The sequence below is a fragment of the Phaeobacter sp. G2 genome, from assembly GCA_025163595.1.
Taxonomy (GTDB): Bacteria; Pseudomonadota; Alphaproteobacteria; order Rhodobacterales; family Rhodobacteraceae; genus Pseudophaeobacter.
The window spans coordinates 2,999,620-3,012,764 of the sequence record CP104100.1 but is presented as its reverse complement, the minus strand read 5'-3'; the positions used below and the strand labels follow the sequence as shown (position 1 = coordinate 3,012,764).

Annotated in this window: 14 protein-coding genes; 1 reads left to right on the top strand and 13 read right to left on the bottom strand. The window is 57.8% G+C overall.

All coding sequences use genetic code 11. The annotated features are described in order from the left end of the window. Positions 1-204: 204 nt before the first annotated feature. On the top strand, positions 205-780 hold the full coding sequence (gene phaR, locus N1037_14260) for a polyhydroxyalkanoate synthesis repressor PhaR (GenBank protein ID UWS78429.1): 576 nt from the start codon (positions 205-207) through the stop codon (positions 778-780). Positions 781-965: 185 nt separating this feature from the next. On the opposite strand, the gene N1037_14255 is transcribed toward phaR, so the two are convergent. From N1037_14255 to N1037_14195, 13 genes are all read right to left on the bottom strand, one after another. After that, entirely contained in the window at positions 966-2,177 is a 1,212-nt protein-coding gene (locus N1037_14255) for an aminotransferase class I/II-fold pyridoxal phosphate-dependent enzyme (GenBank protein ID UWS78428.1), read from the bottom strand. 240 nt (positions 2,178-2,417) lie between these two features. Continuing rightward, positions 2,418-3,728, bottom strand: coding sequence for an FAD-binding oxidoreductase (locus tag N1037_14250; GenBank protein ID UWS78427.1), 1,311 nt, complete (start codon positions 3,726-3,728; stop codon positions 2,418-2,420). Between the two features lie 119 nt (positions 3,729-3,847). After that, a complete protein-coding gene (locus tag N1037_14245; GenBank protein UWS78426.1) occupies positions 3,848-5,206 on the bottom strand; it encodes a glutamine synthetase family protein in 1,359 nt (452 codons plus the stop codon). Further along, positions 5,206-5,886 (bottom strand): type 1 glutamine amidotransferase, encoded by a 681-nt coding sequence (locus N1037_14240; GenBank protein ID UWS78425.1) that lies wholly within the window; start codon positions 5,884-5,886, stop codon positions 5,206-5,208. The genes N1037_14245 and N1037_14240 overlap by 1 nt, the downstream gene beginning before the upstream one ends. 60 nt (positions 5,887-5,946) lie before the next feature. Beyond that, the gene (locus N1037_14235) at positions 5,947-7,266 is read right to left on the bottom strand and encodes a glutamine synthetase family protein (GenBank protein UWS78424.1); all 1,320 of its coding nucleotides are present in this window, start codon (positions 7,264-7,266) and stop codon (positions 5,947-5,949) included. Positions 7,267-7,424: 158 nt separating this feature from the next. Beyond that, positions 7,425-8,231, bottom strand: coding sequence for an ABC transporter permease subunit (locus N1037_14230; GenBank protein ID UWS78423.1), 807 nt, complete (start codon positions 8,229-8,231; stop codon positions 7,425-7,427). After that, complete coding sequence (locus tag N1037_14225; GenBank protein ID UWS81369.1) at positions 8,228-9,109, bottom strand: ABC transporter permease subunit; 882 nt, start codon at positions 9,107-9,109, stop codon at positions 8,228-8,230. Before N1037_14225 ends, N1037_14230 begins: the two co-directional genes overlap by 4 nt. 114 nt (positions 9,110-9,223) lie before the next feature. Then, positions 9,224-9,934 (bottom strand): transporter substrate-binding domain-containing protein, encoded by a 711-nt coding sequence (locus N1037_14220; protein ID UWS78422.1) that lies wholly within the window; start codon positions 9,932-9,934, stop codon positions 9,224-9,226. A gap of 80 nt (positions 9,935-10,014) precedes the next feature. After that, positions 10,015-10,803 carry an amino acid ABC transporter ATP-binding protein gene (locus N1037_14215; GenBank protein ID UWS78421.1) on the bottom strand — a complete coding sequence of 263 codons (789 nt, stop codon included), beginning with the start codon at positions 10,801-10,803 and terminating at the stop codon, positions 10,015-10,017. 137 nt (positions 10,804-10,940) lie between these two features. Beyond that, positions 10,941-11,708 carry a phosphate/phosphite/phosphonate ABC transporter substrate-binding protein gene (locus tag N1037_14210; protein ID UWS78420.1) on the bottom strand — a complete coding sequence of 256 codons (768 nt, stop codon included), beginning with the start codon at positions 11,706-11,708 and terminating at the stop codon, positions 10,941-10,943. Beyond that, positions 11,705-12,145 carry a TerB family tellurite resistance protein gene (locus N1037_14205; protein UWS78419.1) on the bottom strand — a complete coding sequence of 147 codons (441 nt, stop codon included), beginning with the start codon at positions 12,143-12,145 and terminating at the stop codon, positions 11,705-11,707. Before N1037_14205 ends, N1037_14210 begins: the two co-directional genes overlap by 4 nt. Continuing rightward, positions 12,138-12,605: a TerB family tellurite resistance protein gene (locus N1037_14200; protein ID UWS78418.1), complete on the bottom strand. Its 468-nt coding sequence runs from the start codon at positions 12,603-12,605 to the stop codon at positions 12,138-12,140. The genes N1037_14205 and N1037_14200 overlap by 8 nt, the downstream gene beginning before the upstream one ends. A gap of 159 nt (positions 12,606-12,764) precedes the next feature. Further along, positions 12,765-13,058, bottom strand: a complete 294-nt coding sequence (locus N1037_14195; protein UWS78417.1) for a DUF1330 domain-containing protein — start codon at positions 13,056-13,058, stop codon at positions 12,765-12,767. Positions 13,059-13,145 lie beyond the last annotated feature (87 nt).

Below are 13,145 nucleotides of genomic sequence, written 5' to 3'. Positions count from 1 at the left end.
TCCTGTGATGGTGTAGGGGATGGTATAAAACCTCAAGCTAAGTTTAGCTCAAGGGCTTTTTACGAGAGATCCAGGCGCACGATTTTCGAGCCAAAGCTCCGCGCTTCCAGGGCTGTCGTCGAGGAAGGCGGTTCTGCAGGCTTTTCTTTTGTTCTGCGCTCGCATAGTCTTTTCTGCATTGCATCATGTCCGGGGAGGGACAGTATGGCCGATCAGGAAAAAGCCCTGCTGATCAAGCGTTACGCCAGCCGGCGTTTGTACAACACTGAGACCAGCGACTATGTCACCTTAGAGGATATTGCGGGGTTCATCCGGGAAGGGCGTGAAGTTCAGATTGTTGACTTGAAGTCCGGCGATGATCTGACGCGGCAGTACCTGCTGCAGATTATTGCCGAACACGAAAGCCGCGGTGAAAATGTACTGCCGGTCAATGTGCTGAACGATCTGGTGCGCAGTTACATGCAGCCGGGCGGTGGGGTGATGCCACAGTTCCTGCAGGCCTCTTTTGATATGCTGCGCGACAGTCAGTCTCAGATGGTTGAGAATATCTCGGCGATGAACCCGATGTCGCAGATCCCGGGATTTGACGCGATGAAGGTGCAGCAGGAAGCCTTTTTGAAGGCGATGACCGCTGGCCTGCCTGGTGGTCTGCCCGGAGGCTGGGGCGGTGGCACGACCACGCCAGAAGCGGAGACTGAAAAGGACGGCGAGGGAGAGGATCTGGATGCGATCAAACGCCAACTGTCGGAACTGCAGGACAAGCTGTCCAAGTTGAAATAGGCTTGGGTTAACTATCTGAATTGGAAAGGCTCTGATCCGATCAGAGCCTTTTTGTGTGCCATAGGAGTGAGACAAAAGGGGGGGGCTCCCGCCCGTCGGAAGATCCCTATGGGATCTCCTCCCGTTGGGCCTGGCGCCGCGCAGAGCGCGGCGCGGCAGCGTGATATTGCCGGGTCCTAAAAGGATTAGGCTGCAGCAGCACTGGCCATGGTTGTGGTCGCGGCATCAACCAGAATTCCGGCAACCACATCCAGCTCTTCCTTGGTCAGGCGCACCGGCAGGCGCACGTCGCAGGCCTGCATCAGCATGGCACGGGTTTGCGGCAGCTCTGGCAGGTCCTGAATGAACTGCCAGTTCCAGAAGGCCCGGGCATTGTCCGCAGAGCGGCCAAAGATCTGCACCTTGACGCCAGCCTGGGCGGTTGCCTCGGAGAAGGCGGTGATTTGCTCATCCGTCATGCCCACCAGGTTGAATTGGATGGAATCTGGCGCACGCTGTTCTGGGGCCAGAGGAGCGGGGACATCAAAGTAGGGCGAGGCATTCAGCTGTGCCGCCACATAGTCGTGGTTTTTAAGCCCGTCCCGCACCCGGCGCGCCAGCTCTGGCAGCTGTGGGCGAATGACCACGGCGGACAGGTTGCTCATCCGTAGATTATACAGCGGCAGCTGGTTTTGCCATTTGGCAAAGGCGTCTTCCAGGTCTGTGCTGTTGTCGCCCAGTGGGGCTTTGTGCTTTTGCCAGTTGTGCTCGTAAGCGCCGGACATGATCACTGCACGGGCCACCAGCTCGGCGTCATTGGTGATCAGGATGCCACCTTCGCCGGCGTTGATCATCTTGTAGGATTGAAACGAAAAACAGCCGATCTGGCCCAGTGTGCCAATCTTACGGGCATTCCAGGTGGTGCCAAGCGAATGGGCCGCGTCCTCGATGACTGGGATGCCACGCGCCTCGCAGAGCGCCAGAATGGCGTCCATATCAGAGGTATGGCCGCGCATGTGGCTGATGATAACCGCGGAAATGTCATCGCCGAGCCGGGTCTCAAAATCTGCCATTTCAATGCGGTAGTTTTCGCCCACTTCACAAAGCACCGGCACGCAATCGGCATGGATCACCGAAGAAGGAACCGCTGCAAAGGTGAAGCCGGGGATTAATACGCGGGCATCGCGGGGCAGGTTCAGGGCCTTGAGAGACAGGAATAGGGCGGCGGAACAAGACGAGACAGCTAAAGCATATTTACAGCCCAGAAGCGCCGCGAATTCCTGTTCCAGCAGCGCAACCGGCGCATCCTCGGGAGCTGTATAACGAAACAGATCGCCAGACTGCATCAGTTCGTCAAGTGCGATACGCGCGGCTTCTGGAATGGGTTCGGCGGCGTGAACATTAGGTGCCTTTGTCATATTTCAAATTCCTGAATTCTGGATTTGATAAATATAAAACAACTGAACAGATAAGCCAAGAGAAAGCCGATCCTTCGGTCTTGGGATCGGTGAAATTTCACCAATTTGTTGCATGGCGCCCCATGGCACCTCTCTGGTTTTGCCACGACGGCGACAAGGCCCGCTGCAAAACTGTAAACGCCCTGCGCAGGCAAAGCCGAGCAGGGCGTTGAGCCTAAATCAGCCCTGCCTAGGTCCTCGCTAAATCCCGAGGCGATCACGCAGGGCAAACCAGGTCATGGCCAGTGCCAACAGCGGAGACCGCATGGCGGGACCGCCTGGAAAGCGCGGGGCAGGCACGCGGGACATGGTGTCAAACCCCTCGGCCTGCCCCTGGATCGCCTGGGCAATCAGCTGGCCGGCATGGATGGCTGTGCCCACCCCGTGGCCGGAATAGCCTGAGGCAGAGAGTACATTTTCACCCAGGCGCGCCAGATAGGGCATGCGCTTCATGGTGATCCCCAATGTGCCCCCCCAAGCATAGTCCAGACGCACGTCTTTCAGGTGTGGAAAGATCTCTGTCATGGGTTTGCGCACCACCGCCTTGATGTCTGCGGGGAAGCGGTAGCCATAGCTTTCGCCGCCTCCAAACAGCAGTCGTTTGTCATGGCTGAGGCGAAAATAGTTGACCACAAATTTGCTATCCGCCACAGCGACATCTCGCCCCAGAACCTTGTCTGCCGCATCGCCGAGCGGTTCGGTGGCGACGATAAAGTTGTTGATCGGCATCACCTTGGCGGCGACCTGACGGTTCAGCCCGCCCAGATAGCCGTTACAGGCGAGGATCAGATGATTGGCGCGAACCTCTCCGGTGGCGGTTTTGACCCGCACCTCGGCGCCCTCCTGGATGTCCAGAACTTCACTTTCCTCGTGCAGCGAAGCACCGGCCGCCGCCGCGGCGCGGGCCAGGCCAAGCGCCAGATTGAGCGGGTGCAGGTGGCCGGCACCGTGATCCAGAATGCCGCCTTTGTAATCAGGGGAGGGGCACATCTGATGGCAGGCCTCAGGCGAGAGCAACTCGATCTGATCATAGCCATAGCGATCTTCAAGATGACGGCCGTAATCATGCAAATGCATGCTGTCGCGGTTACTGGAGGCGGTCCAGGCAACACCGGGGCGCAGGTGGCACTGAATATCGTGCTTGGTAATCAGGGATTTGACCAGATCCTTGGCCTCTTCCCCCAGCCGCCAAAGCTTTTGCGCCTCCTGTTGGCCAACAAAGCCCTCAAGCCCTTCCTGATCCATCCGCTGGCCGCTGCCAAGCTGACCACCATTGCGGCCAGAAGCGCCAAAGCCAACGCGATGAGCCTCCAGCAGGATCACCTTCATGCCCGCCTCGGCCAGGTGCAACGCCGCCGACAACCCGGTAAAGCCGCCACCGATAATGACGACATCGGCGCGCGCGTCCCCTGACAGGGCAGAAAACCGTGCAAGAGGCGTCGCGGTCGCGGCATACCAGCTGTTGGGGTACTGCCCCTTGCGATCATTGGAGTGGAGCAAATTTAGTCCCATCGCATACCTCTTTGAAAGCTCTGGCGCCCAGGGGCTGCCAGCAGCTCTTTATCTTTCCATAAATATTCGATTGCACTGGCGTCCCCTCTCAAGGCGACGCCAGAGTTTATGTCGGCGCCCTAGACATTCATCAGCAGATGCTCGCGCTCCCAGGGGGAGATCACCTGCAGGAATTCCTCATACTCAGCGCGTTTGACGATGCTGTAGACCCGGGCAAATTCAGGGCCCAAGACTTCGTGCAATGCAGTGGCGGTGTCAAACAGATCGAGGGCACTGCCCATAACCTGCGGAATATCGCCTTCACCCTCATAGGCATCCCCTTTGAACTGTTTCTCTGGGTGGGTCTTTTCCATCAGTCCCAGATAGCCACAGGCCAGAGAGACGGCGATGCCCAGGTAGGGGTTGCAGTCCATGCCGGCAATGCGGTTTTCAACCCGCCGTGCCGCAGCCCCAGAGAGCGGAATGCGGATGCCGGTGGTGCGATTGTCGCGCGCCCATTCCAGATTGATTGGGGCGGCGTGATCTTTGACATAGCGTCGGTAGGAATTCACATAGGGTGCCATCACCGCGATACCTGCCGGCAGGTGGTTCTGCAGCCCGGCAATAAAGTGGAAAAACGCATCCGTTTCGGACTCATCCTCGGCGGAAAAGATGTTCTTGCCGGTTTTGCGGTCCAGCACAGAATGGTGGATATGCATCGCCGAGCCGGGCTCATTCTCGATCGGCTTGGCCATGAAGGTGGCAAAGCAATCATGGCGCAGCGCCGCTTCGCGGATCAGCCGTTTGAAATAGAACACCTCATCCGCCAGTTTGACCGGATCACCATGTAGCAGGTTGATCTCCAGCTGGCCGGCGCCGCCTTCCTGGGTGATGCCGTCGATTTCAAACCCCTGGGCCTCGGCAAAATCATAGATATCGTCGATAACCGGGCCAAATTCATCCACGGCCGTCATCGAATAGGCCTGGCGGGCGGCAGCAGGGCGGCCAGAGCGCCCCATCATGGGCTCGATCTTTTTGGCAGGATCGACGTTGCGCGCCACCAGGAAGAACTCCATCTCCGGTGCCACAACCGGATCCCAGCCCTGATCGTGATAGAGCTGCACCACCCGCTTCAGCACGTTGCGCGGGCTAAAGGGGATCGGGTCGCCGTTACGGTCAACGGCGTCATGGATCACCTGCAGGGTCCAGTCCCCGGTCCAGGGCGCCGCCGTAGCGGTGGACATATCGGGGTGCAGGGTCATGTCCTTCTCGATCCAGCCATCCTCATCCGCAGCCTCGGCCCAATCGCCGGTGATGGTCTGGTAAAAGATGCTGTCGGGCAGGTGAAAGTAGTCCTGCTTTGCAAACTTGGATGCCGGTACTGCCTTGCCCCGGGCAATACCGGGAAGGTCCGAAATAACGCATTCAACTTCGTCGAGACGACGGCCCTCCAGATAGAGCTTTGCCGCTTCGGGAAGGTCGTCTAGCCAAGATGACATCAAGTCCTCTCTTTCTTCATAAATTCTGCGAGGAAATTTGCAATTGCGGGGGAGTCTACGGGGGTGTCGAGCTGCTGGCTGGCCTGATCAAGGATCTGGTCCGGCACCACGCCACGGCCCCGTTTGTCGATCAAGCCACTGGTGAACGCATTGCTGAATTCGGGATGCGGCTGCAGGGTCCAGATATGGTCACCATAGGCGAGGATGCCGTTTTCACAAAACGCATTTCCGGCCAGCACGCGGGCCCCGGCGGGACGTTCGATCACCTGATCCTGGTGCCAGGCGTTGAGAGTCAAAGGCACGCCGTCCTGCTCATAGGTAACATGGCCAACGGCCCAGCCACCCTCATATTTGGCAACCTTGCCGCCAAGCGCCTGGGCGATGATTTGATGGCCAAAGCAGATCCCGGCCATGGGCTGTTTCTTGGCGTGGATCTCACGGATCAGCTCTTCGAGCGGCGGGATCCAGTCGTGGGGTTCATAGGCACCATGGCGCGAGCCAGTGATGATCCACCCATCTGCGGCATCGGCATTTGCGGGAAACTGGCCGTCAACGACTGCAAAGGTCTCAAACTCAAAACCATTGCCCGCCAGGAGAGTGCAAAACATCTGGTCATAGTCGCCCGAGTCCTGAATGAGATCTTCAGGCGCGTGGCCGGTTTGCAGGATGCCGATTTTCATAATTCACCAGATTTGATCAAAAGGGGATGGGGTGGGGCCGCGCATCGGGGCTGACAGTGTTCATACCGCGTCCAACCAGCTGAGCCAATGTTGATCTGTCGGCAGGGCGGCAAAGCCCGCCAGTTCCTGGCGTTTGGTCATCACCAGGTTGCGGATCATCATCTGCGGTAGGATCCGTGCGATCAGCGGGCTTTCTTCAAACCGGGCAATGGCGGTTTCCCAATCGGGCGCCAGCTGCGGCAGATCGGTCTGCTCATAGATGTTCCCACTGGAGGCGGCGGGCGGCACCATTTTGTCAGTAATGCCCAGCAGGGCGGCACCCAGGACAACAGAAAGCATCAGATAAGGGTTGATGTCCCCACCGGCGGTGCGGTGCTCAATGCGCCGCGCCTTGGGGCTGCCGCCGGGAATGCGGATGGCTGCGGTTCGGTTTTCATAGGCCCAGGCGGCTCCGGTCGGGGCGTGGGCACCGGGCACCAGGCGGGCATAGGAATTACCATGTGGCGCAAAGATCAGCGTACTGGCTGGCATTGCCGCGATGCATCCCGCGACCGCCTGGTGCAGCAGGTCGGTGCCGGTTGCGGATCCATCATCAAAGACATTGTTGCCCTGCGCATCCACCACCGAGAAATGCACATGCATGCCATTGCCGGCTTCCTCGGCATAGGGTTTTGCCATAAAGGTGGCCGCCATGCCGTGTTTGCGCGCCAGGCCTTTGACCAGGGCTTTGAACAGCCAGGCATCATCCGCCGCGCGCAGGGCATCCTGATGGTTCAGGTTGATCTCGAACTGGCCCAACCCGGCCTCAGAAATTGCCGATTGTGCCGGGATGCCCATATCTTCGGCGCCGGCATAGAGATCGGTGAAAAACACATCAAAGGCGTCCAGCTCTTCCAGTGACAATACCGACTGCTGGCTGAGCTTTCGCCCGGTGTGGGGATGCGCTGGTGGGCCGGGTTGCGCGCCGCTGTCATCCACCAGATTGAATTCCATTTCGGTGGCGGCCATCACCGTCCAGCCGCGCGCCGCATAGCCGTCAAGCACCTGTGCCAGAACCTGACGCGGATCGCCCAGAAAAGGCGCGCCATCGTCGGTTTCCAGCATCATCGGAACCAGAGCCGACGGAGTGTCCAACCAGGGCATCGGCACCGGGCCACGTTGCGTTGGCTTTAAGATGCCATCGGCATCGCCGGTTTCAAACACCAGCGGGCTGTCTTCGATGTCGCGTCCCCAGATATCAACGTTGAGGGCAGAAACCGGCATCCGCGCCGCGCCATCAGCCAGTTTTCCCGCCTGTGCGGCAGGCATGCGTTTGCCGCGCATCTGTCCGTTCACATCACAGGCGGCGATGCGGATGGTCTTCAGCGTGGACAGGTCCATGGGGCGGCTCCTTGGTAGCGGTGCCTCTGTTGTACTGCAGGATTTTGCATGAGCCAAGAGAATTTGATCAAAAGTTTGCATCAAGACGTGGAAACCCTAAAAACTGCCATAAAAAATGGCCCCCGAAGGAGCCATTATGTCGTTCATTTTTTGATCTTTTAGCGCATGAAGTTGGGTCTGTACTTCAACTTTGGGCGCTGTCCCCGCGGCAGATGCCGGTTCAGCCGCTTGTTTATCAGCCCAAACAGGGCAATCACCATCAGGGTCAGGAGGATGAAATAGAAGGCCAGAATAGGGTAGGGGACAAAGGGGTTGAAGGTCTTATCTGCAAAATACTTTGCATAGTAGAGCGCATCGCCTTTTTGGCGCCAGGCCGGGAAGGCCGAGACAAAAACCAGGGTGGTGGCATGAAACAAAAAGATCGCCTCATTGGTATAGGCGGGCCAGGCCAGACGCATCATGGTAGGCCACATCACCTTGCGATACCGCGGCCAGCCGGTCAGCCCATAGGCATCCGCAGCCTCGATATCGCCTTTGGGGATCGACCGCAGCGCCCCGTAGAAGATCTCGGCGGAATAAGCGGCGGTGTTCAGAAACAGCACGATGAGCGCGCCAGCCCAGGCCGAGGACAGCGGATCAAAGACGCTTGATACGCCTTTCAGGCTGAGGAACAGGAAGTAGGCAAAGAAGAACTGGATGAACAGGGGCGAGCCGCGAAACAGAAAGATGAACCATTCAGCAGGTTTGCGGGCCCAGGGCGAACTGGCATTCTTTGCCACCGCCAGGAGATTGGCCAAGAAGAAGCCAGTCACGATCGCAAGGACGCCATAGTAGACGTTCCAGATCATCCCCGAGCCGATCAGGGTGAAATGCTCACATAGGGTGAAATCACTGCGCGGCAGCATCCGTTCGCCATAGCCAAGCGAGCGGAACGCATAGTCCTGAACGGTTTGAAAGCAGCTCATAACGCTTTCCTTTGCGCTTCGCCAGCCAGGGTGGCTTGACCATGGGACAGGCGGATGGTGATGCGGTTCAAAACCAGTTCGGAAACCTTGGTAAAGCTGAGATAAAAGATCAGCAATCCAAGGAAGTACCAGGTGCGCCAATCGGTATGGGGATAGGCGGTGAACCTGGCGGTTTTCGAGCCGCCGAGTTCCTTGGCCCAATAGACGATATCCTCAACCCCCAGCAGGAACAGCAGGGGTGTGGCCTTGATCAGGACCATCCAGAGGTTGGAAAGACCGGGCAGCGCATAGGTCCACATCTGTGGCACCAGAATGCGCCAAAAGGTCTGGCTATTGTTGAGCCCATAGGCCTCTGCTGTTTCGATTTGCGCATGGGGCACCGCCTGCATCGCGCCATAAAGCACATTGGCGGCGAAGGCCCCAAAAACAATGGCAAAGGTCACAACCGCAATGGTGAAACCATAGACTTCATGGATCCATTGCGCAGAATCCCCCAGTGGCAGCTTGGCAATATCGCAGACGATGAAATCGCTGCCCTGGCGAATGGGTTGGTCCCAATCCGGGCATTTAACCTTATGGCGCAGATATTCCAGCGCCTGATCCAATGCGATGACAAAAAACAGGAAAAAGGCGATGTCCGGCACGCCACGCACAATGGCGATATAGCCACGTCCCAACCAGCTGAGCGGCGCAAAACGCGCCCGCGCGGCCATGGCGCCGCCAAAACCAAACAGCAGTGCGGCAGGGGCAGCAAGTGCCAACAGCAACAGAACCGTCCCGAACGACATGTAAAAGGCCATGTGCTTACCGGTGGTGAGATAGCAGCTCATCCACTGGAAAGTCTCGAGAGTGGCCGGGTCAGAGCAAAAGGAGAAAATGGCGGACCTCGTGGGGATCGGGACCGATGGCGCGAGGATCTGAATGCACCGTTGCGGTCAAGGGCAAAGGGGGGCGCGGCGCCCCCCTTTATTAGTGTTTAGGGATCAAAAGGTTCAGAACTTGCCTTCGATTTCCCATTTGTCGAGCAGCATGTTCAGCGAACCGTCTTCTTTCATTGAAGCAATTGCCGCGTCGAACTTGGCAATGACGTCGGTATCAGACTGGCGGAAGGCCATGCCGATGCCATCACCCAAGAAGACGTCTTCGCCTACAAACTGCAGATCGGTTTCGTCAACGATCGGCAGCAAGAAGTCTTTGTCGGCCATGACGGCATCTGCTTCGCCTGCGTTTACTGCGGCAATGGTTTCATCCGGCGTGGGGAATTCGACGAGCGTCGCGCCGGTGCCCGCGACATGCGAAGATTGAATGGTCGAGGCCTGCGCAGAGATAACGGCGGAGGTCAAATCAACATCTGCCGACAGGGCGGCAAAAGCGGAAGGCGAGGGGCGTGTGTAGCCCTGGGTGAACTGAACAACTTCTTTCCGCTCAGGTGTGATCGACATGCCGGCGATGATGGCATCGTAGTTGCCTGACAGCAGGTTGGGGATGATGGAATCCCAGTCATTTGTGACCCATTCGCAGGTCAGCTCGGCGCGTTTGCACAGCTCATCGCCCAGCTCGCGCTCAAAACCGTCCACTTCGCCGTTGTCGTTCAGGAAGTTGTAGGGAGGGTAGGCGCCCTCGGTGCCCAGACGGACTGTGTCAGCCAGGCCCATGCCAGCGGTCAAAGCAAGCGCTGCGGTGGTCAGAATGAGTGATTTCATGGTGATACTCCCAGTTTTTGGTTTCTGTTTTGGTTTGTTCTTGTCGTCGCCAAGGCCCGGATCGGGCCTCAGGGAAGGGGCTAACGGCTTGCGCGCAGGTGCCGGGTCGGCGCCAGGAAGTTGCGCAACCGTTCGGATTGCGTATTGCCAAAGACCTCATCGGCGGTGCCCTGTTCCTCGATCAGGCCCTGGTGCAGAAACACCACCTTATCGGACACATCAGCGGCGAGGTTCATATCATGGGTCACAATCATCATTGTGCGGCCTTCGCCGGCCAGGTCCTTGATGACTTTGACCACTTCCTGTTCCAACTCAGGATCCAGCGCCGAGGTGGGTTCGTCAAACAGCAGGGCCTCGGGCTCCATGCACAGCGCCCGCGCGATGGCTGCACGTTGCTGTTGGCCGCCAGACAGCTGCGCCGGGTAGGCGTCCCATTTGTCGGCAATACCAACCTTGTCCAGATATTGGCGCGCGGCGTCCTCGACCTCTTTGGCATCGCGCCCCAGAACCGTGACCGGGGCTTCCATCACATTTTGCAAAATGGTCATATGGGCCCAGAGATTGAACTGCTGAAACACCATCGACAGATTGGTCCGAATACGGAGAACCTGTTTGGCATCACTGGGACGACGGTTCAGCCCTTTGCCGGACCAGGTGATGGGCTCTCCCTTAAAATTGATCTCTCCGGCCTGGCTGTTTTCCAGCAGGTTGCAGCAGCGCAAAAGGGTCGATTTCCCCGACCCGGAGGAGCCGATCAATGACACAACATCCCCGCGATGGGCAGTGATGTTGACACCTTTGATAACTTCCAGCTCTCCATAAGATTTATGCAGGTCGCGGATCTCGAGTACAGGTGCCAGTGTGGTCAAAACGGTTTCGCCCAGTTGTGAAAAAAACTCGCTCTAATTGGACCGAAAAAATGGCTGAATGCAATGTCAAAACCGGGAAGTATTCAGGATAACTGCACGGAAAGGAGGTCACAGTCTTCGAAATGGGCAGCTGTGCACTAACCGCGTGCCTTGATCTTTAGCCCTGTCAGGACCGGCCCCGGAGGCGTTGGCACTGCCAGGTACTCGCTGGTTGGAATGTGCAAGAACCCTTTCAGCCTGAGAGTGGCGCGCGTCGTTTCATCCAGAGAGTCAATTGCGGATTTTATCGCCAGAAACAGCGTTGTAGGGTCCTGGTTTAATGCGGTGATAAAGGGCAGGCCAGGGGTTGGTACAGTGAGATCAACAACGGACAGTTCATCCGCAAAATCATCGTAGGTCTGGATCATCTCCCAGGACAACAGGTCGAGAGCGGCAAAATCAGCGCGCCCTTCGGCCACCGCTTGGGCAGAGCCGCGATGGCTGCCGGTTTCGATCAGGGCGCCCGGTAGGATACTGCGGTCTTGCAGGTGGATCAGCGGGGCTGCCCAGCCGGATTGCGACAAGGCATCATTATAGGCAAAACGCCCCCGGTCGAATTGTTCCAGCCGTGGCGTGGCAGCGGATTTTTTGGCGATCAATACGCTGCGATAAAACCCGGGCGCACAATCTGGCAGGCCATAGTCCGGGGTGCCTACCAGCTCTACCTCGCCATACAATCGGGTACGGAAGGGGCAGCCGCAGGTCTGCGCCAACAAAAGGTCGGGTGAGCTCCAGGCTGACCATGGCTCAATCTCGCGGGAAAGGGTCGCCGGCCCGTTTTCCAGATTGTAGCGAATGGCAGACCAGAGCAGGTCATTGGCCGCAGCGGTTTCAGGCCTGTCATACATGCCGAGAAAGGCAATCATATGGCTGCCTCCATCCGTTTGCGGGCCTGGGCACTTTCCAGGTCGTTGACGCCCAGAAGATTTGCGGTGAGCCGCATCAAAGCATCTTCACCAGCGTCGCGGTGGCCATCCGCCAGTACCACTTGCCACATGGCTTCGACGACACCAATGCGATCTTCCAGGCTGACAGCCTCTTTGATGGCGCGGGTAAAGCGCACCGTATCGGGGGCCTCGGCCTCCATTGCCTCGGCCTGTTCGCGCAGAATGATCGCGCCCCCAGTATCCTGGTCAAACCGCGAGCAGATAATGCGATCTATGCGATCTTTCTCGACTTCAGAATAGTTTTGATCAGAGCGGGCGATCCGGACCAATAGCGCAGTAAGCGCCATGCGGGCGCCTTCATCCGTCAATGGTTCTGGTGCGGGGGCCAAAAGGCGGGCCAGAAGTTCTTTAAACATTATTGTCCCCTTGGCTTGCCAGGAGCTTGACCTGGGCTTTTGTCCGCGCGGCCTCATTGTCTGCAAAGGACAGGCCCATCGCCTTATAGGCCTCTTCAAGAATGCGAACTTCGCCTTCGTGTTCATTATTGTCGGCCAGCACAACTTCCCACAGGGCATCCAGGGCGGCCAGACGTTCGTCCAGCCCGGTGGTCTCGCGGATCAGGCGGCCAAAGGTGTCGGTCTCGGGGGCGGCGGAATGCAATTTCTCACAGGTCGCCCGGACCTTGGCAGCCTCAAGGGCGTCGTGTTGATACAGTCGCGACAGGATCCGATCAATCAGGCTGATCTCTTCCAGCTTATATTCGCGGTCCGATTTTGCGACGCGCACCAGCAAAGCCCCCAAAGCCAGTTCGGCATCCGGATCAGGAAGGGCCGGCGGATCGTTGGGCCGGAAGGCCTGAAAAAGTTTCTTGAGCATGCCAGGGATACTCCGTGGATCTAGGGGCCGGTGGCGGCGGCGAAACGCAGCTGGCCATACTATTTTAATCGATGGTTGGGTCGATATCTCTGACCCGGAAACCTGACCAGTCAACGCGCTGGGAACCCCAGAATGTGCCAGCTGGTCAATCTGTTGATGTTAGCTATCGTAGCCTTCGATAATCTCCATGTCGCCGGTAGAAACCGGATCACGTAGCGCTTTGGCGTCTTGATAAGACACACTATCATAACAGGATTTTGCTGTTGTGAAATCCTTGAATTCGATCACCACGGTGCGGGCGCGCATCGCACCTTCGCGCACCTCTTTCGGCCCACCCCGTACCAGAAAGCGTGCGCCATACTCGGCAAAAGGTGCGGCATTGGCTGCGACATATTCCTTGTACCGGTCCAGGTCGTCAACATCGACATGCGCGACCCAATAGCCCTTTGGCATTTTCAGAACTCCCTCATGCAGTTTGCAACAAGCTGATACAGAACCACGGCAAAGACAATGGTGAGCTGCCAGACATTTTCCCCGTAA